18 protein-coding genes are annotated in these 17,147 nt (G+C 67.4%); 8 read left to right on the top strand and 10 right to left on the bottom strand.

The features are described 5' to 3' along the window. Positions 1-482: 482 nt before the first annotated feature. Both sitI6 and sitA6 read right to left on the bottom strand, forming a co-directional pair. Positions 483-1,199 carry a SitI6 family double-CXXCG motif immunity protein gene (sitI6, locus tag MEBOL_RS38200; RefSeq protein ID WP_095982023.1) on the bottom strand — a complete coding sequence of 239 codons (717 nt, stop codon included), beginning with the start codon at positions 1,197-1,199 and terminating at the stop codon, positions 483-485. 4 nt (positions 1,200-1,203) lie between these two features. Continuing rightward, positions 1,204-1,887, bottom strand: coding sequence for a SitA6 family polymorphic toxin lipoprotein (sitA6, locus tag MEBOL_RS38195; protein ID WP_095982022.1), 684 nt, complete (start codon positions 1,885-1,887; stop codon positions 1,204-1,206). 89 nt (positions 1,888-1,976) lie between these two features. Here sitA6 and MEBOL_RS38190 point away from each other — a divergent pair, with 89 nt between their 5' ends. After that, positions 1,977-2,204 (top strand): hypothetical protein, encoded by a 228-nt coding sequence (locus MEBOL_RS38190; RefSeq protein ID WP_095982021.1) that lies wholly within the window; start codon positions 1,977-1,979, stop codon positions 2,202-2,204. Positions 2,205-2,439: 235 nt separating this feature from the next. On the opposite strand, the gene MEBOL_RS38185 is transcribed toward MEBOL_RS38190, so the two are convergent. The 6 genes from MEBOL_RS38185 to MEBOL_RS38155 form a co-directional block, all read right to left on the bottom strand. Beyond that, on the bottom strand, positions 2,440-4,368 hold the full coding sequence (locus MEBOL_RS38185; protein WP_218920853.1) for a Kelch repeat-containing protein: 1,929 nt from the start codon (positions 4,366-4,368) through the stop codon (positions 2,440-2,442). Positions 4,369-4,808: 440 nt separating this feature from the next. Continuing rightward, positions 4,809-5,309, bottom strand: a complete 501-nt coding sequence (locus MEBOL_RS38175) for a peptidylprolyl isomerase (RefSeq protein WP_095983261.1) — start codon at positions 5,307-5,309, stop codon at positions 4,809-4,811. Positions 5,310-5,478: 169 nt separating this feature from the next. Then, positions 5,479-6,483 carry an MBL fold metallo-hydrolase gene (locus MEBOL_RS38170; RefSeq protein ID WP_218920852.1) on the bottom strand — a complete coding sequence of 335 codons (1,005 nt, stop codon included), beginning with the start codon at positions 6,481-6,483 and terminating at the stop codon, positions 5,479-5,481. A gap of 25 nt (positions 6,484-6,508) precedes the next feature. Next, on the bottom strand, positions 6,509-7,075 hold the full coding sequence (locus MEBOL_RS38165; protein WP_157823916.1) for a hypothetical protein: 567 nt from the start codon (positions 7,073-7,075) through the stop codon (positions 6,509-6,511). 190 nt (positions 7,076-7,265) lie between these two features. Then, positions 7,266-8,048: a phytanoyl-CoA dioxygenase family protein gene (locus tag MEBOL_RS38160; protein ID WP_095982016.1), complete on the bottom strand. Its 783-nt coding sequence runs from the start codon at positions 8,046-8,048 to the stop codon at positions 7,266-7,268. A 2-nt stretch (positions 8,049-8,050) separates the two neighbouring features. Next, on the bottom strand, positions 8,051-8,956 hold the full coding sequence (locus MEBOL_RS38155; RefSeq protein WP_245919234.1) for an aldo/keto reductase: 906 nt from the start codon (positions 8,954-8,956) through the stop codon (positions 8,051-8,053). A 165-nt stretch (positions 8,957-9,121) separates the two neighbouring features. Between MEBOL_RS38155 and MEBOL_RS38150 the strand changes: the two genes are divergently transcribed. Beyond that, positions 9,122-10,081 carry an alpha/beta fold hydrolase gene (locus MEBOL_RS38150; RefSeq protein WP_095982014.1) on the top strand — a complete coding sequence of 320 codons (960 nt, stop codon included), beginning with the start codon at positions 9,122-9,124 and terminating at the stop codon, positions 10,079-10,081. Between the two features lie 139 nt (positions 10,082-10,220). Further along, positions 10,221-11,342 carry an NAD-dependent epimerase/dehydratase family protein gene (locus tag MEBOL_RS38145; RefSeq protein ID WP_095982013.1) on the top strand — a complete coding sequence of 374 codons (1,122 nt, stop codon included), beginning with the start codon at positions 10,221-10,223 and terminating at the stop codon, positions 11,340-11,342. On the opposite strand, the gene MEBOL_RS38140 is transcribed toward MEBOL_RS38145, so the two are convergent. Further along, positions 11,320-11,745, bottom strand: coding sequence for an OsmC family protein (locus MEBOL_RS38140; RefSeq protein ID WP_095982012.1), 426 nt, complete (start codon positions 11,743-11,745; stop codon positions 11,320-11,322). The genes MEBOL_RS38145 and MEBOL_RS38140 overlap by 23 nt on opposite strands. A gap of 141 nt (positions 11,746-11,886) precedes the next feature. On the opposite strand from MEBOL_RS38140, the gene MEBOL_RS38135 reads away from it, so the two are divergent. The 5 genes from MEBOL_RS38135 to MEBOL_RS38105 all read left to right on the top strand — a co-directional run bounded on the left by MEBOL_RS38135 (position 11,887) and on the right by MEBOL_RS38105 (position 16,566). Next, positions 11,887-12,351 (top strand): hypothetical protein, encoded by a 465-nt coding sequence (locus MEBOL_RS38135; RefSeq protein WP_095982011.1) that lies wholly within the window; start codon positions 11,887-11,889, stop codon positions 12,349-12,351. Between the two features lie 11 nt (positions 12,352-12,362). Next, positions 12,363-13,637 (top strand): WD40/YVTN/BNR-like repeat-containing protein, encoded by a 1,275-nt coding sequence (locus MEBOL_RS38130; RefSeq protein WP_157823915.1) that lies wholly within the window; start codon positions 12,363-12,365, stop codon positions 13,635-13,637. 841 nt (positions 13,638-14,478) lie between these two features. Next, positions 14,479-14,883 carry a hypothetical protein gene (locus MEBOL_RS38115; protein ID WP_095982007.1) on the top strand — a complete coding sequence of 135 codons (405 nt, stop codon included), beginning with the start codon at positions 14,479-14,481 and terminating at the stop codon, positions 14,881-14,883. Positions 14,884-14,963: 80 nt separating this feature from the next. Further along, the gene (locus MEBOL_RS38110; protein ID WP_095983260.1) at positions 14,964-15,755 is read left to right on the top strand and encodes an exodeoxyribonuclease III; all 792 of its coding nucleotides are present in this window, start codon (positions 14,964-14,966) and stop codon (positions 15,753-15,755) included. A gap of 19 nt (positions 15,756-15,774) precedes the next feature. Then, on the top strand, positions 15,775-16,566 hold the full coding sequence (locus MEBOL_RS38105) for a lysophospholipid acyltransferase family protein (RefSeq protein WP_095982006.1): 792 nt from the start codon (positions 15,775-15,777) through the stop codon (positions 16,564-16,566). Positions 16,567-16,574: 8 nt separating this feature from the next. Here MEBOL_RS38105 and MEBOL_RS38100 read toward each other — a convergent pair whose 3' ends face one another. Next, the gene (locus tag MEBOL_RS38100; protein WP_095982005.1) at positions 16,575-17,033 is read right to left on the bottom strand and encodes a universal stress protein; all 459 of its coding nucleotides are present in this window, start codon (positions 17,031-17,033) and stop codon (positions 16,575-16,577) included. Between the last annotated feature and the right edge of the window lie 114 nt (positions 17,034-17,147).

Raw genomic sequence — 17,147 nt, 5'->3', positions numbered from 1 at the left:
CGGCAGCGGCACCCGCGGAGGCGACCGCACATCTTCCCGTGGGGTCGTGAACCTCGAGCCGGTCATGGTCCAGGGCATGAAAGCACCGCTCCGCCAGCACGGGCCAGGGCTCGGAAGCTTCGCGGACGGCGCACCGCCCCTCGTCCGTCCAGGGCAGCGTCGCCGCTCGCTGGAGGTTGGCGAGCCTCGGGTCTCGGGCCGCTGGCTCTCGTGGGCTGGGCGCTGACGTAGCGCAGGCTGAGACATGGAGCAGAAGTGCGATGGACGCGCGGAGACGCATGGTCACCTCCTACGAAAGGGGGATTCCGCCGGTCAAGGGTGGACCCGTGGGCGGTGGGGCAATGTTTGACACGACCTCAGGCTCCGTCCCGACCCCATCCTTCCCGTCCCGGCGCATTGATTGCGTTCGAGGGGACCGTGGACTTCGAGGAGCTGTTCCGCCCGGAGGCCGAGTGCGCGGTGAGGCCGCCCGACCGTGCGGCTCAGCGGACCGGCACCTCGCGGATGTCGATGTCGTCCAGGCCCAGGCGCCGCACCGCGTCCACGAACCGCCCGGTCCCGATGAGGATGGTCTCGAAGTCGCTCAGGACGAACAGGTCCGTGTCCGTGGGCAGCGAGGCCGCGTCCAGCACGGGCTCGTCCGGGAAGCCAAAATAATCACGGCCACATAAAGGGCAGGCGGGTGGCCGCTCCGGAGTGCAGTCCGGATGCAGGCGCCCGCGGGGATAGAGCTCCAACTCCCAGAGTTCCGAGCCGTTCTCCTGCTGAAAACGCACTTCCGAGGGGAAGGCCCGCAGGCCCCTCACGCCCACGGCCAACAACTGCTCCAGGGCCTCCCGGCGAATCAGCCTCATTCCACCGAAATGCAGGAAGAACGAACCGAAGGTGCCGGTGGCGACCCCCTCCAGTGGACCGAATTCGGCGCCCGGGAGCAGGCGAGCCCCCGGTGGAACGAGAGGCCGCACCCATTCACGCAGCCTCACGAATTCATCGAAGGGTTCCGGCCTGGCCTTCGCGAAGAACTTCCGCTCGTCGAAGAGGGACAGATCCACGCTTGGATAGGCCGTGGCGCTGCCTGACCACGACGCCCCACACTCGGGACATCGAACGCCGGGGAGTCCACCCCATTTGCGTCGGACGTCGAGATCGCCCGTGTACGTCGAGTTCCTGGGAGCTCGCAGTCGATAGAACCGTGTCATCGCATCACCTGCTCCTGCCTCCGCCATGGTACGGCACGATGGGTCCCGTCAGTTGGAACTGGTAGAGCAGGGCTCCCGCGTGCTGGTAGATCTCCGCGGGTGATGCCAGTTGATGAGTGTCTCTGAAATCCCGCCACGCCTGATTCCACAATCCGCCTCGGCCTCCTCCCGCATGAACACCGAGGTGGAGATGTTCGGGGATGAGGATCGTGTACTGGTGGATGTCGGGCACGCCCCTTTGATGGAACCAATCGCGAAGGTCCTTTTCCTGGGGGAAGAGATGGTGGCGCGCCCACCGGCCCGGAGGCAGGATGAAAGGGGGCGGCTTCGGAGCGAAGTGGCGGTTGAACCGGAAGGTGAGGACAGGTTGACCACTCCCGGGCCAACCCGGAGGCGCGCGCCCCCACCAGCGCCTCGGCGCTGGTGAGCCGCCGAACAGGGGAAGGCCTCCGCCCCCTCCCCGGAACGCCAGCAGCACCTCGGGCGCGAAGACGTCCCGGCAGGGAAACAGGCCGCACTCCGACCCCTGCTCCCGGCACACCAGGACCAAGTTGCGCGCGTCCTCGCAGCCCTCGTCCCAGGACGTACTCTCCTCCGAGGGCTCGGGCGGCATGTCCACGAGTGGGCCCGTCCCCGCGCACGCGGCGAGCAGCCCCACGAGCACCACCCAGCCTATTCTCAAGCGCATGGGCGCGGACCCTATCACCACAGGCCTCCCTGCCCCTGTTGTCGATGGACGCACGAAGTTCCAGGTGAGGGGCAACTTTCACCCAGTCCATGAGCGATGGCCCTCGGGCGAGCGATATCGGTCAGGTCCTGCCCCTCGTGGAGGCCGTGCTCGAACGGCCCACCCAGGAGATGCTCACGCGCGCCCGGCGCTGGTTGGAGCGTGGCAATAATAACGAGGATACCCAACCCGAGGAGCTGTTCGCGTTCATTCCCCGCACCCTGCGGACAGCGCACGCACGGCGTGAAGGATTGTTGTTGCTCACGGCCAGGGGCTGATGACTGTGAGTGGTCGGGAAGCCTCGGGCTGATGCACCGACCTCGTGCGGCTACCGCCCACTGAGGAGAATACCTGCTTGCAGCCCGTGGAGCCCTAACGTGTTCGCTAGCCGCGGTCAGGGAAGGGCCTCGTCCACGGCTTCGAGTCCCGTCGCCCGGCTCGGGGCCCGCGTGCACGAAGAAGCCCCTCTCCCCTTGAGGGGAGAGGGGCGAGCTCAAGGTGTCGCTTTCCGTGTCACGGCGAGGGATCGTACAGCTCGGCCTCGGCGCTGGTTCCTCCCGTGACCAGCACCCGGCCATCCAGCAACAATGTGGCCGTTGGGAAGTAGCGGCTCATACGCATCGATTTTGTGGCGGACCACGTGCGTCGGGTGGGGTCGTACAGCTCTGCTTTCGAGGTATCCCCACTGGATCCACCCACATTTCCCCCTGAGATCAGTACCTGGCCATCCGCCAACATCGTGAGCGAGTGCGCATAGCGAGCGGTCGTCATCGATCCCGTGGCGGACCACGTGCGCCGGGTGGGGTCGTACAGCTCCGCCGTCGCGAGGTAGCCATTCCCCGCCCCTCCTGCCACCAGCACCTGACCGTCGGCCAGCACCGTGGCCGCGTGGTACTGGCGTGCGGTGACCATCGAGCCCGTGACGGACCACGTGCCGGAGGTGGGGTCGTATAGCTCCGCCGTCGCAAGAGATCCGACATAGCGATTGCCCCCGCCGGAGACCAGCACCTTGCCATCGGTCAACAACACGGCCATGTGGCGATCGCGTCCGGTGCTCATCGAGCCCGTGACGGACCACGTGCCGGAGGTGGGGTCGTACAGCTCCGCCGTCTTGAGTTCCTCATGGGTACCGACGCCATCGAATCCTCCCACGACCAGCACCTTGCCGTCCGCCAACAGCGTGGCCGTGTGGTACGCGCGGAGAGTGCTCATCGAGCCCGTGGCGGACCACGTGCCGGTGGTGGGGTTGTACAGCATCGCTGTCCCGAGATAGCCATTGGCATCGACCCCGCCAGACACCAGCACCGAGCCATTCGCCAGCAACGTGGCCGTGTAAGCCCAGCGCGGGGCGCTCATCGAGCCCGTGGCGGACCACGTGCCGGTGGTGGGATCGTACAGCTCCGCCGTCGCGAGTCTCGTGCCAGAGTATGGAGTGTATCCCGCCGCGACCAGGACCTTGCCATCCGCCAACAACGTGGCCGAAGGCGTCAGACGGACCTGGGTCATGGAGCCCGCCGAGAACCATCCGGCGCACGGAGGACTGTCATCGATCTGCCCATCACAGTCTTCATCGAGCGTATTGCCACACACCTCCGTTTGTGGCACCACCGCCCCCGTGCATGCGCCCCAGGCGGTGCCCGAGGCGTTACAAGTGCGCGCTCCCGCGTGGCACATGCCGACGCCCTCGGTACCCGCGGGCCCGGAGTAGCAGGACTCGGTCGTGCCCGGAGCACACAGGCTCGCCACGCCATCACAGTCCTCGTCCACCGCATTGGTATACACCTCCGGCTGCGGCAGCACCTCCCCCGTGCATGCGCTCCAGCTGGTGCCCGAGATGTCACACGTGTGCGATCCCGCCTGGCATACGCCGACGCCCTCGGTGCCCGCGGGCCCGGTATAGGCGCAGGCCTCATGCGAGCCCGGAGCGCACAGGCTCGCCACGCCATCACAGTCCTCGTCCACCGCATTGGTATACACCTCCGGCTGCGGCAGCACCTCCCCCGTGCACGCGCTCCAACTGGTGCCCGAGATGTCACACGTGCGCGCCCCCGCGTGGCACACGCCGACGCCCTCGGTGCCCGCGGGCCCGGTATAGGCGCAAGCCTCGTGCGAGCCGGGAGCGCACAGGCTCGCCACGCCATCGCAGTCCTCGTCCACCGCATTGGCATACAATTCCGGCTGCGGCAGCACCTCCCCCGTGCACTCGCTCCAGGCCGCTCCCGCCGCGTTGCACGTCTGCTTCGCGGCCCGGCACGTGCCGACGCCCTCCGTTCCCGCGGGCCCGGTATAGGCGCATGACCGCCCGGCCCCAGGCGTACACACCTGGCCTCCCGGCATCTCCTCGCGATTGCACGCACCCAGTACGATGACCACCATCAGCGTTGCCATCCGGATGGGCCAAGCAACACTTTCTCTCAAGCCACTGAAATCGAAGACAGACATGGTTCTCTCCCGTGAGGCGCACCAACCTTGACGCATCCCCCCTGGCACTGAAGTGACGGGATTCACACAGGAGCAGTGAGCTGGATCACAGGGGGAGCCTGCGGTTTTGTGGACCCAATAAGTCGGCTACACGGGAGACGGTGCGTCCGCCACGACGCGCCTCGGCGCCGAGATCCGCACGCGCGTCGAGCAATCGGGGCACCTCATCGGCTCGGTGATCTTCGACGCGGCCGTCGTCGCCGCCGACTTCGCCACTGTCGGCGTCACTGTCACCGCCCAGCCGCGGCCCGACGACGACGGTGACCCCGTGCACATCGCCGTCGACGCGGAGACAAAGACGGTGCCGCGCATCCCCCCCGGCATTGAAGTGACGGGATTCAGACCCTTGGGGAACGTCATCTTTCCAGACGTTCGGAGAGTACCGAGGCATCAAGCAAGTATCATTCAACCAGCTCGGCTTTCTCGATGACCACGTCATCCCTGGGCACATCCTGGTGACCGGCTTTCGATCCGGTCGCTACAGCCGTGATCGTGTCGACCACTTCCCGGCCCTCAATCACCTCGCCGAACACGGTGTAGCCCCAGCCTTGAGTAGTCTTTCCACTGTGGTTGAGGAATTCATTGTCTGCAGCATTGATGAAGAATTGCGCTGACGCCGAATGTGGCTCCATGGTGCGGGCCATGGCAATGCTATATTTTTTATTTTTCAGGCCGTTGTCGGCTTCGTTCTGGATGGAAGCGCGGGTGGGTTTCTGTGACATGCCGGGCGCGAAACCACCGCCTTGGATCATGAAGTTGTTGATCACTCGGTGGAAGATCGTCCCGTCGTAGTGGCCGTCTTTGACGTACTGCACGAAGTTTTCCACGGTCTTGGGCGCTTTTTCGGCGTACAGCATCAGGACGATATCGCCGTGGTTGGTGGTCAGTTTGACTTTGCTCATGATGAACATTGCTCCTTTTGAAACTTCAGTGGGTGCGCGGCTGTGTTGCGTGTCCCCGCTGACCGGGAAGCAACAGGCCACTCCGCGGAGCTACCTGGCTTCGTCAGGAGGACGTCACCTGCTCGAATGAACTCCAGAGCGTCGGGGGCCTCGCGGGAACGGGTAGGGATCAGCGGGCGATCTTGAGCGGTTCCAACCCCTTGCCCAGCTCGAATGACGAGCCCACGGAGCCGACGATGCTGGTGGCGCGCTCCAGGCCCGTCAGCTCGCGCAAGCGGTGCAGGGCCTCGATCCCCGTGCAGTGCGCCCCCGACAGGTACCCAAGCTTCATCTCGCGCAGCTTGCCGCCCGTCCACGCCAGCGTCTTCTCGTCCGCGTCGAAGAGGTGGAAGCCTCCAATCGCCGCGAGCACCGGCGCCTCGCGCACCCGCGCGCGCGCCAGCTCCAGGGTGTTGATGACGCCCGCGTGCGCGCAGCCCGTGACGAGCACCAATCCCTGCTCGGTGTCGAGGACGAGGGCCAACTCCTCGGGGAGGGTGTCCTCGACAAGCCCCTCGGGGGTCTGGACCTTGCCCTTGCCGCTCCAGTTGCGCTCGGGGTGCACGCGCGGGATGGGGCCCGTGAGCCAGGCGCCGGGGAAGAGCTCCACCGGCTCCGAGTGCTCGATGAACTTGCCGCCCGTGGCTTCGTACCGGGGACGGGCCGCGAGGAACGAATTGCCCTCGCCGCTCTTGCCGGAGGCGCTGACGCGGCTCCAGAAGATGCCTCGGCCCACGTGCACGCGGGAGAGCGCGGCGGGGTTCTTCTTCGCCAGTTCCCGGCGCAGGGTGACGAGTCCCCCCGTGTGATCGCCGTGATTGTGGCTGAGGATGACGTCGGTGACGGTGGAGAGATCCACGCCCAACAGGGGGGCGTTCTTGAGCACCGTGTCGGGGTTCGCGCCCGTGTCGAAGAGGATGCGATGGCCATCTGCCTCAATGAGCGCGGCGAAGCCCCACTCACCCAGTCCCTTGAGGTCCGTGAGCATCGTGGAGAGCACCGTGACCTTCAGGCGCTTGACCCGGGCGTGTGAAGCGGGAGCCTGGGGCGGGGAGGAAGGGGGCGTCTCGGCGCGGACCGAGGCGGCCCCCAACACCAGGAGCGCCATGCACGTGAAGCCAGGGAGCTTTTTCATGCGCGGAGCATGAGCCCGCGGGCCATCACACGTCGAGGAAGTCTCCGTCGAAGCCGCCACCCACGTCGTCGAACCCGCTGTCGTCTCCGTGCTCGGAGGCATCCGCCTGCGCCGAATCCAGGCCGCCCTCGTCGCTCCAGGAGGAGTCTCCGAAGCCATCCAGGAACTGATGGGCGATGGCCGTGCCGATGAAGGTACCGGCGATGCTGCCCAGGAGGCTGCCGGCCAGCATGCCGCCCATTCCTCCTCCGCCGCTGAAGACGCGCTCCAGCGTGCCCGGCTGGCGCATCTCCGCGCGGGTCGCCATCCGCGCCAGCGTCTGGGGCTGGTCATCCGCGCGGGCGCGCTCGGCCTCGGGTACGGTCTGGCTCAACTCCCGCAGTGCCTGGGCGCGCTGGGCGGGCGTCAGTTGCGCGAAGGCCTCGGCGTGGGCCCGTTCAATGGCCTCGGGCGGCGCCGTGCGCAGCAGGTAGCGGTAGCGCTCCAACGCCTGTTCATCGGCGGAGACGCCACGATCCGGCGGGCGAGGCGTGGGCATCGACGTGGACGGAGAGGTGCCACGCGGTCCAAACAAACGATCCAACAATCCCATGTCGAGTCTCCCTGACGTGCATCACTGAAAACGTGAAATCACCCCAGGACCTGGCGTCGCTGTGGTGAAACGTAGGGTTGAATCATGGGAATGGGTCCATTCCCCTGCTCGGATGTCCGGCTGCCCCACGCCTCACGTCAGCCGCCTGGGCGGCCGAGCTTAGCGAGCGCCCTTCCGGAGCGCGCTGGGCTTAGCGGCGGAAGAGGGGAAAGAACACCCGGGGGGTCTTCTTCTTGCGCACGCAGCGGCTGTCCGCGCCCAGGTAGCAGGCGGAGAAGCCCCGGCGGCGCTGGCCCGTGAGGCTGCGCCCCGAGCGGTGCCAGACGTAGTTGTGGAGCAGGATGACCTCCCCCGCGACCACGGGCAGTGCCACGCCAAGCCCCTCGGCTCCGCGCGCCGCGACCTGATCCGGCGGCACCACGCCTCCCAGCTCGGTGGCCAGGCCCCAGCGGTGACTGCCGGGGACGACTTCCAGACAGCCTCCGTCCAGCGGCGCGTCATCCAGGGCCGTCCACACCTGGAGCTCGGGATCCCGCGTGAGGCCCCACAGCTTGCCCCCGTCCTGGTGCCAGGGCACCTCGCTGCCTCCGCGCTCGCCCTTGTGGAAGAGGATGGCCCGGTAGAGCGAGACGTCGCCGGGGATGCGCGCGCGGACGATGCGCTCGAAGAGGGGGTTCTGCATCCACGCGAGGAAGCGCGCGTCCTTCTCCAGCTTCTCCAGCTTGCGATAGTCCAGCGACGGGCCCTGCCAGCCGAGCCCCAGTGGCGCGTCCGCGTAGAGCCCCGAGGGTGCGTCCATCTGCCAGAAGAAGCCCGGGTAGCTCACCCGGCCCATCATCAAGTCGTCCGCGCGCTCGCGCAGGGACTCCAGGCCCTCGGTGTCGAGCACCCGGCCCAGGCGTGCGTACCCGTGCTCGGCGTAGTGCGCGAGCGGCCCCGAGATATCGAATGTCTCCGCGTCCACGGCCAGCATGCTCACCTCACGTAGCTGGCGTCGGTGCCCTGCCAGTCCCGCCAGGCCTCGTCCACGCGCGCGGCGACCTCCGCGGGCAGGGGCCTGGCACACCCCTCCAGCGCCGCGTCCAGGTGCTCCACGGATCCGGGCCCGGCGAGCACCGAGTCCACGCCCGGCCGGCCCGCCAGCCAGCCATAGGCGAGCTCCACCAGCGTCAGGCCCGCCGACTCCGCCACACCGCGCAGGCGCCCGGCCATGTCGAGCAGCCGCTCGGACCAGTAGCGGCCCTGGTACAGGCGGTTGCCATCGAAGCGGGAGCCCTTGGCGATGGCGTCTCCCGGCCCGTACCTGCCGGACAGCAATCCTCCGGCCAGGGGGTTGAAGACGGTGGTGTGCACGGGGTAGCGGCGCGCGAAGGGCAGGTACTCCAGCTCCACCAGACGCACCAGCGGGTTGTAGAGCACCTGGGACAGCGCGGGCGGTGGCAGGCCGTTGCTGGCGCCCCATGCGCGCATCTCCAGCAGCTGCCAGGCCGCGTGGTTGGACACGCCCCAGTGCCGCGCCTTGCCCGCCTGGAGCAGCCCGCGCACGGCCGTGAGCGTGTCCTCCACCGGGGTGGCCGCGTCCGGCGCGTGCAGGTAGATGACGTCCACGTAGTCCGTGCCCAGCCGCCGCAGGCTCTCCTCCACCGCCTTCACCAGATGGGTGGGCTCCAGGCCCTCGGGCTTGCCCCGGGTGCGCGAGAGCCCAACCTTGGTGGCGATGCCCACGCGTCCGCGCTGGCCCGCCAGGGCCCGGCCGAGGATGCGCTCGGACTCCCCATGGTTGTACGAGTTGGCCGTGTCGAAGAAGGGCACGCCGCGCTCCAGGGCACGCGCGACGATGCGCTGGGCCTCGGGGGCTGGGGTCCGGGTACCGAAATTCATCGTTCCCACCGTCACCACGGCCGGAGGCGCGCCGGGTGCCGGGGAACGAGGGGTCAGCCAGGAGGCGAGGGGGTGGGGCTGGGGGGCGGCGGTCATGGGAAGCACGGAACGATAATGAAGGGAGGGCCTTGCACCGCCGGGAAAACGTCCGAATGGTGGGGGCGTATGCCCTACCGCTGCCACACCCACTACCTTCCCGCGCCCGACGGCACCCGGATCGCCTACCACACGCACGCGGGCCCCGCCTGCGAGAACGAGGCGGATCCGGCGCTCGCCGCCCGCCCTCCGGTGTTGCTCACCAACGGCATCACCACGACGGAGAACTTCTGGCGCTACCTCGTCACGGACCTGGAGCGGGATCACCGGCTGGTGCACTGGGACTACCGGGGTCATGGCCGCAGCGGGGCGTCCCCGACGGAGGACTACGCGCTGCGCGCCCATGTGGAGGACCTCGAGCGCGTCACCGAGAAGATGATGGCCCTGGGGGATGGACGCCCGCCGCACCACGTGGCCTTCTCCATGGGCGTCCGGGTGGTGCTGGAGCTGTACCGGCGCCGGCCCGAGCTGGTGCCCGCCGTGTCCCTCATCGCGGGCAGTCCCGAGACGCCCAACCCGAGCTTCGGTGGCGCCCTCTTCTCGCGAGGACGGGTGCGGCTGTCCCAGGTGCTCGAGGGCCTGACGCCCCTGGTGCCCCGCACGGCGCCCCTCGTCCACGCGTTCATGGGCTCGCGCCTCGCCTACCCCTTTGGACGGGCCACGGGCCTGCTCCGGGCGAGGGCGCCCCGCGAGGACATCCTCGAGTTCATGGTGGGCGTGCGCCGCATGGATCCCCGCGCCTTCTGGTTGATGCTCCGAGGGCTCGTGGAGGCGCCGCCGTCCTGGGACGTGCTCGGCGCCCTGCGGATTCCCACGCAGCTCATCGCCGCGAGGAATGATGTGTTCGTCCCCCTGCGGGAGATGTTGCGCATGCGCGAGATGCTGCCCGGCGCGGACTGGCTGCTGGTGGAGGACGCGGGTCACGCGGGCCTGCTGGAAGCAGGCGAGGAGATCGCCGCGAGCGTGAGGGCCTTTCGCCGGGCCCACGGGGTGGGGGCTGCCCGGCCCGAGGCGCCTCGGCCGGCGTGATCAAGCGCTCAAGGAGTGGGGCTCGCTGGCGGGGGCGCGTGGCACGGATGTCACATGAAGAGGGAATGGCCTGACACACCGTTCATCCTGAAAGGTCATTGCTGGAGGGACGCGAGCGATGGTAGGCGTTCAGCTCCAAATGAAGACGATCCTCGTGACGGGTGCAACGGGTTTTCTGGGCAGTGCCTTGACGGCGAACTTGCTGGCGGAGGGAACGCGCGTGAAGACCTTGTCGCGAAACGATCCGGGAGGAGACCGGGTCCGCGCGGCGGTCGAGAAAGCGGCGCGAGGCTTTGGTCTCCTCTTGAACGACGCGCATTGGGCACTGCTGTCCACCGCGCAGGTGGACTTCCGCGACCTCGAGGGCACGCTCGCTCCGCGCGTTCTCGAGGACGTGACACACGTGTGGAATGTCGCCGCGGAGATGAGCTATTCCCTCAAGAAGATCCTGCCCGCGGTGGATCAGAACGTGGTGGCATCCTCCTCGCTCTATGATCTCGCCGCGCGGCACGCGCGCCAATGCCAGCGCTTCTATCATGTCTCCACCGCCTATACCGCCGGCTTCGGTATCGAGGACGTGCGCGAGACCCTGCACTTCACGCCCCGGCTCGTCAATGCCTACCAGTTGAGCAAGTGGATCGCCGAGGTGTGCCTCATCCAGCATCACCAGGAGAAGGCATTGCCCTTGACGATCTTCAGGCCGAGTGCCGTCATCGGCCACCGGGACACGGGCTGGTCCACGGGGGTGAGCTTTGGATTGTTCTCTCTCGCGGAGGGCATCCTGTATGGCAAGCGGAAAGCGGTCGAGCGAATCCGTCTCGATTTGAGGGGAGATTCCCGGTTGAACCTCGTGTGCATCGATACGGTGGTGAGCCGCGCCCGGGCGCTCCTGGAGGCGGCGGAGCACCGTCAACCCACGGAGATCTTCAACTGCGTCGGGGATGAGGACTTCCGGGTGGATGAGTCCCTGGAGCCCGCGTGGATCCAATTGGGAATGCGCGTGGAGTTCGGACCTCCCCAGCACGAGGTGGATGCCGAGCTTCATCGCATCATCGAGAAGAACAAGGTCTTCGCGGATACGACGTGGCGCTTCCACTCGGACCAGCTCAAGAAAGTGCTGGGGGCGGCCTACGTGCCGCAGCCCATGACCCAGGACATCGTCCGCCGGAGCATCACGCACTTCCTGGCGCACCGGCTCCGGGAAATCGCCCAGGAGCCGGGGGCGGGCGAGGCGCCGCTCAGCGCGCCAGCGTCGCCTTGAGGGTGATGTTCACGCCCGCGAGCGCCTTGGACACCGGGCAGCCCTTCTTCGTCTCCTCGGCGATCTTCTGGAACTGCTCGTCGTTGGTCCCCGGCACGCTCGTCTCGTTGGTGAGCGTGATGGTGGTGATGGCGAAGCCCTCGCCCTGCTTGTCGAGCTGCACGTCCGCGGACGTCTTGATGCTCGAGGGCTTGAGGCCGGCCTTCTCCAGGCCGAGGGAGAGCGCCATGGAGAAGCACCCGGCGAGCGCCGCGCCGATGAGCTCCTCGGGATTGCTGCCCTGTTGACCCTCGAAGCGAGTGCCGAGCGAGAAGGGCGCCTCGGGCGCGTGGGCGGGCTTCATCACGCCCTTGCCGTCCTTGAGACCGCCGGTCCACTGCGCACTGCCCTTGCTGATTCCCATGTTTGTCGCCTCCGGTCAGGTGAAGGGGCGGAGCGCCCGCTTCCTCGCGCGTGCAGGGTAGGGCCCAAGCTGGCACTGTCACCTGGACTTCGGGTTCAACACCGCCCGAAGGTTCACCCCCGCACACGAGGGAGCGCACGCATGTCGCACATGAAGCTTGGAGCGCACTGGGGAGTCGTCATGGCGGGGGCCTTGGCCCTGCTGGGGGGTTGTGGCGAGGACGCCACGCCCGAGCCCGAGGTCGCCCGGCCCACCTTCACGAAGGACGTGGTGCCGCTCTTCCAGGCCTCGTGTGGCTTCGGCTCGGGGTGCCACGGCACGGCCTATCCCGCGGGGTACGTGCCCCTGTCGACGAACGTGGCCGACGCCGCCGCGCTGCTGGAGCGCTTGAAGGAGGCGAGTGTCCGCGAGCCCTCGCTGCCCCGGGTGAAGCCCGGTGAGCCCGCGGGCAGCTTCCTGTTGCACAAGGTGAAGGGCGACTACACGGGCCTGCCTTGCGCTCCGGGTGCCTGTGGGGAGCGGATGCCCCAGCGCAGCGCGCCGCTGCCCGAGGCGGACATCGCGATGCTGGAGCGGTGGATTCAACAGGGCGCGGTCCTGGAGTAGGGATGAGGCCGATGCGCATCACGATCTGGCATCTGCTCGCGGGCCTGGGGGCCCTGAGCGCTCCGGTGGCGCACGCACATGGCGGCTTCGCGGAGACGCACAGCTTCACGCAGCGCCGGGGACACCCCGAGGACCAGTGGATGGGCTTCACCCAGGGCGCGCTCCTGTCGCGCGACAGCGGCCGGACGTGGCGCTGGGTGTGCGCGGAGGCCATGGGCTATGGCAGTTGGATGCCCGAGAGCTTCGTGTGGCGCGCCGAGGGCTCGCTGCTGGCGGCCACGGGGACGGCCCTGCTGCATTCGCGGGATGAGGGGTGTACCTGGTCCACGGCGCCCGGTTTCGAGGACGCCTGGGTCACCGGCCTCGCCGCGCACCCCACCGATGACGCCGTCTTCTACCTGAGCACGGGACGGCCCTCGATGGTGAACGCCCTCTATCGCTCGGAGGACGGAGGCGGGACATGGACGCCCACGGCGCTGCGGCGCGAGGCCGTCTTCTCCGCGGTACGCGTGGCCCCATCCGATCCCCAGCGCCTCTACGTGAGTGGCTGGAAGGGCTATGCGCAGTATGTGTTTCGCAGCGACGACGCGGGGGAGACCTGGACGGAATGGCCCTTGCCGCTCGAGGGGGCGTATGACTTGAAATTGCTGGCGGTCAGCCCCGCCCGTCCGGATGTGGTGTGGGCGCGCGTGTCGTCGCTGGGTGCCTCGGGCGTGCCTCGCCAGAGCGTGCTGCGCAGCGAGGACGGGGGCCGCACGTTCGCTCCCGCGCTGGAGCAGGACGATCTGCTCGTCAACCTGGATGTCTCGGAAGATGGACGAACGGTCTGGGTGGCCACGTACAACCATCTCTTCCGGTCCCAGGAGGGTGAAGCCTTTACCCGGTTGTCCGAGCCCAATGGCAATGCGTGTGTGACCCATTCGGGAGGCGTGTTGCACGCATGCGGATCCACCTGGTCGAATGATTGGGAATTGGCGCGCAGCACGGACGAGGGCACCACGTGGACGCCTGTCTTCAGCCTCCGGGAGATTCAGGGCGTGCACCAATGCCCGTCCGGGACGCCTGTCCAAACGCTGTGCTCGGCACGTTGGCCCCAACTCGCGGAGCAACTGGGCGTCTCCTCGGCGAATCCAGGGGGAGGGGACGCCGGCGTGCCGGACGCGGGGACCGTCGGCAATCCTCCGAAGTCCGAGGGCTGCGGGGCGGCGCCCGGGATCGGTGGATGGGCACTCTGGTCACTGCTTGCCATGCTATGGCGGAGGCGTACCGCCCATGCCCTGAAATGAGTGGAGACGGAGAGGTATTGTGGGCTTATCTACTCGGTTGAAGGCATTTATTATTCAAGTCATCCCTCTCCCCTGGGAAAGCCTCAATGGGTAGGTCCGAGCAACATCAAGAACTGCTATGTCCCCAGGCGCGTCAAGGATGGGCGCGGGCAGGTCTCGGTCCTGGCGGACTTTCATAGTCATCCGTGGGCGCCCTCTCGCCTGTCGCGGCGTGATCTGGAAGAGGACAGTCAACGCTGGATGATTCGGATTCAATTCGATACGAAATGTCACATCCAGAAGTTGGTCCCCCATCGATATGACGACCAACCCGGTGAGCTCTTTGAGCGGCAGGGGAAGGCTTGGAAGTTGATTGGAATCATCAAGCCCGAAGACAAACCGTATGGCTTCGTCACGGCCGTTGACGGGGAGCGTTCATGAAGTACATGTGGCCATTGCTTTTTCTCGTTCTCTCCGCTTGCCTGACCGGGCGTCGGCATGTCCCTCATGCTCCTCCAGAACGGGCCGCGCGGGTGGAGTTCCCAGCCGAGTTTCCTCCTGAGAGCCGGATCATTGTTCAGGGGAACAAGGTCGCCGCCATGATGTTGGCCCTGGACGCATTCCTTCCCCAGGAGTCGGTGGACTCATGTCTGCATCAGCGTGCGTCGTATGGCGTCTCGGTAGCGCAGGGGCCCGAAGGGGTACTCCTCGTGCGGTTGGTGGCCGATGAGGCGTGCGCCAGGGCCAGCGGAGTCACCTTGGATGCCGAGACTCAGGCCCCGGTCGTGGATTCCACGACATACGCCGTGGATATCCGAACGTGGAGGATTCTCTCCATCCAAAGGGATTGGAGGTCTCGTCCATGAGGTTCTTGCTTCTGCTCCTGCTCTCAACGGTCTCTTGTGTGAATGCCTCCGCGATCCCCCGTGTTCCGGCGGAGCAAGCCTCGTGGTTCAAGTTTCCAAGGCATTTTCCAGACGAGGAGCGGCAGTCCATTCCAGGTCCCCTGGCTGCCGCTATTTCCCTCGCGATGGAGGATTTCCATCCTCAAGGGAGATGGCGTCAGGATGCGTCGGACATGATGGCTGCCTGTCTCGCGCAACGGGCCTCCTATGACGTCATCGCTTTTCCTGGCCCCGAAGATCAGGTGTTCGTCAGGATCTCCCTCGCTCCCGGGGCCTGCCAGGAGGAAGGACCGCTGCTCGATGTAGGGGCGACCTATGCGGTGGACGTACGGCAGGGGCTCATTCTCGCGGTCCAGCAGTAGATGCCCCACGAAATGGCGGGGTAGGGTGCGTGCATTCGGAGTGGATCCGCGCGGGCCGCTCGGGCAAGGAGAGGGGCACCGTGCGCATCGTCTCGTGGAACGTGAATGGATTGAGGGCCGCCCACAAGAAGGGCTTCCTGGATTGGCTGGCGGCCGAGAAGGCGGACGTGGTGGGCGTGCAGGAAGTGCGGGCCCGCGAGGAGCAGCTTCCCGACGAGGTGCGCAAGCCCGAGGGCTGGCGCTCCGCGCACTTCGTCTCCGCGCATCGCCCTGGTTACAGCGGGGTGGGATTGTTCTCGCGCAAGACGACGCCCGATGACGTGGTGAGCATCCTGGGCGTGGCGGAGATGGACGTGGAGGGCCGGCTCCAGGTGGCCCGCTTCGGCAAGCTCACCGTGGTGAACTGCTACTTCCCCAACGGCAATGGGAAGGAGCGCGACAACAGCCGGGTGCCCTTCAAGCTGGCCTTCTACCGCCGCCTCTACGAGCTGCTGGAGAAGGGCCTGCGCGACGGCGAACGGCTCGTGGTCATGGGGGACTTCAACACGGCGCATCAAGAAATCGATCTCGCCCGGCCCCGGGACAACCGGGAGACGAGCGGCTTCCTCCTGGAGGAGCGCCAGGAGTTCTGCCGGTGGCTCCGCGCGGGGTGGGTGGACACCTTCCGCCACTTCGAGAAGGGCGCCGGGCACTACAGTTGGTGGAGCCAGCGCTTCGGCGTGCGCGAGCGCAATGTCGGCTGGCGGATCGACTACGTGCTCGCCTCGCCCGGAGCCATGCCCTACGTGAAACGTGCCGCCATCCACCCCCACATCCTCGGATCGGATCACTGTCCGGTGAGTGTGGACCTAGACCCCAAGGTCCGCCGCTGATAGGCCAGGAGTCACTCTCATGAACAACGTGAACAACGCGCTGCTCTCCATGTATGCGTGGGCGGAAACCGGTCTCGTGGCGTTGACGGGCTTCTGCATCCAGGCGCCGCTCGTCGTCACCTGGCCCTTCGACCGGCGCAAGGTGGTGACGGGGCGGCTCTTCCGGCTCATCGGAGCCACCGCCGCCCGGCTCAACCCCTTCTGGAAGTTCGCCGTGCATGGCAATCCCGTGCCGCCCGGGCCCCGCACCGTGGTGGTGAGCAACCACGAGTCCAACGCGGACTGCTTCCTCATCTCCTACCTGCCGTGGGAGATGAAGTGGCTGGGCAAGGACTCCCTCTTCAAGATTCCCGTGGTGGGCTGGAGCATGTGGCTCGCCGGGGACATCCCCGTGCGCCGGGGCGAGAAGGACTCGGCCCAGCAGGCCATGGCCCAGTGCGCCCGCTGGCTCGACAAGGGCATGCCCATCATGATCTTCCCCGAGGGCACGCGCTCGAAGACGGACGAGCTGCTGCCCTTCAAGGATGGCGCCTTCCGCCTGGCCATCGAGACGGGCGCGGATGTGCTCCCCATGGCGGTGAGCGGCACGCGCCGGGCCCTGCCCAAGCACTCCTGGCGCTTCGCCACGTCGCGCGGCCTGGTGACCGTGGGCACGCCCATCTCCACGAAGGGCATGACGCTCGAGGACGTGGGACGGCTCAAGGACATGGCCCGCGAGCAGATCCTCGCCCTGCGCGCCACCCTCAAGCCGCTCACGGGCGTGGAGGACACGCCGCCCGGCGACGAGGCCTCCGCGGCCAGTTCCTCCTAGCCAGGCGGCTACTTCGCCTCGGGCACGCGCAGGGTGAGCACGGGGCAGTGCGCCCGGGAGATGACCTTGTGCGCCACGCTGCCCATGAGCAGGCGGGGCAGACCCCGGCGCCCATGGGTGCCCATGATGATGAGGTCGAACCCACCGCTCTCGGCCACCCGGAGGATGGCCGAGGCGGGCTCGCCCACCTCCATGCGCTGGGTGACGGCGCTCGCGCTGTGGATGCTCGCCATGAACTTCTGGAGGGACTCGCGCGCCGTCTCGAGCGCCATCTTCTCCAGGGGCTGGGGGTTCCATCCCGGCGCGGCCACGAGGAGATCCGGCGCCACGTACTGGGGCGGCTCCCAGGCATGCAGCACCTCGAGCCTGGCGTTGAATGGCTGGGCGAGCGCGACCGCGTAGTCGACGATCGCCTGCGACCCTTCCATCAAATCCACCGGCACGAGGATGCGGGATGGCGTGGACATGGGACCCCTCCAGGACCGCCCGACCTCCGGCGTGGAGGGGGCTCTGAGTGTTGTTTCGGGATGACGTGGAGTCTGTGCAACGGCACGCCATGGTCCTCGGCAGGAGAGCGAGCG

It is taken from the genome of Melittangium boletus DSM 14713, assembly GCF_002305855.1.
Lineage (GTDB): Bacteria > Myxococcota > Myxococcia > Myxococcales > Myxococcaceae > Cystobacter > Cystobacter boletus.
This window is presented reverse-complemented; position numbering and strand designations above follow the sequence as displayed.

Bases quoted from the DNA above. Each gene is read 5' to 3' on its own strand.
- MEBOL_RS38145 (WP_095982013.1), top strand. From the start codon at position 10,221: ATGAAGACGATCCTCGTGACGGGTGCAACGGGTTTTCTGGGCAGTGCC.
- MEBOL_RS38105 (WP_095982006.1), top strand. From the start codon at position 15,775: ATGAACAACGTGAACAACGCGCTGCTCTCCATGTATGCGTGGGCGGAA.
- MEBOL_RS38160 (WP_095982016.1), bottom strand. From the start codon at position 8,048: ATGCTGGCCGTGGACGCGGAGACATTCGATATCTCGGGGCCGCTCGCG.
- MEBOL_RS38170 (WP_218920852.1), bottom strand. From the start codon at position 6,483: ATGAAAAAGCTCCCTGGCTTCACGTGCATGGCGCTCCTGGTGTTGGGG.
- MEBOL_RS38175 (WP_095983261.1), bottom strand. From the start codon at position 5,309: ATGAGCAAAGTCAAACTGACCACCAACCACGGCGATATCGTCCTGATG.
- MEBOL_RS38185 (WP_218920853.1), bottom strand. From the start codon at position 4,368: ATGTCTGTCTTCGATTTCAGTGGCTTGAGAGAAAGTGTTGCTTGGCCC.
- MEBOL_RS38100 (WP_095982005.1), bottom strand. From the start codon at position 17,033: ATGTCCACGCCATCCCGCATCCTCGTGCCGGTGGATTTGATGGAAGGG.
- MEBOL_RS38150 (WP_095982014.1), top strand. From the start codon at position 9,122: ATGCCCTACCGCTGCCACACCCACTACCTTCCCGCGCCCGACGGCACC.
- MEBOL_RS38140 (WP_095982012.1), bottom strand. From the start codon at position 11,745: ATGGGAATCAGCAAGGGCAGTGCGCAGTGGACCGGCGGTCTCAAGGAC.
- MEBOL_RS38165 (WP_157823916.1), bottom strand. From the start codon at position 7,075: ATGGGATTGTTGGATCGTTTGTTTGGACCGCGTGGCACCTCTCCGTCC.
- MEBOL_RS38115 (WP_095982007.1), top strand. From the start codon at position 14,479: ATGAGGTTCTTGCTTCTGCTCCTGCTCTCAACGGTCTCTTGTGTGAAT.
- MEBOL_RS38135 (WP_095982011.1), top strand. From the start codon at position 11,887: ATGTCGCACATGAAGCTTGGAGCGCACTGGGGAGTCGTCATGGCGGGG.
- MEBOL_RS38130 (WP_157823915.1), top strand. From the start codon at position 12,363: ATGCGCATCACGATCTGGCATCTGCTCGCGGGCCTGGGGGCCCTGAGC.
- sitI6 (WP_095982023.1), bottom strand. From the start codon at position 1,199: ATGACACGGTTCTATCGACTGCGAGCTCCCAGGAACTCGACGTACACG.
- MEBOL_RS38155 (WP_245919234.1), bottom strand. From the start codon at position 8,956: ATGAATTTCGGTACCCGGACCCCAGCCCCCGAGGCCCAGCGCATCGTC.
- MEBOL_RS38190 (WP_095982021.1), top strand. From the start codon at position 1,977: ATGAGCGATGGCCCTCGGGCGAGCGATATCGGTCAGGTCCTGCCCCTC.
- sitA6 (WP_095982022.1), bottom strand. From the start codon at position 1,887: ATGCGCTTGAGAATAGGCTGGGTGGTGCTCGTGGGGCTGCTCGCCGCG.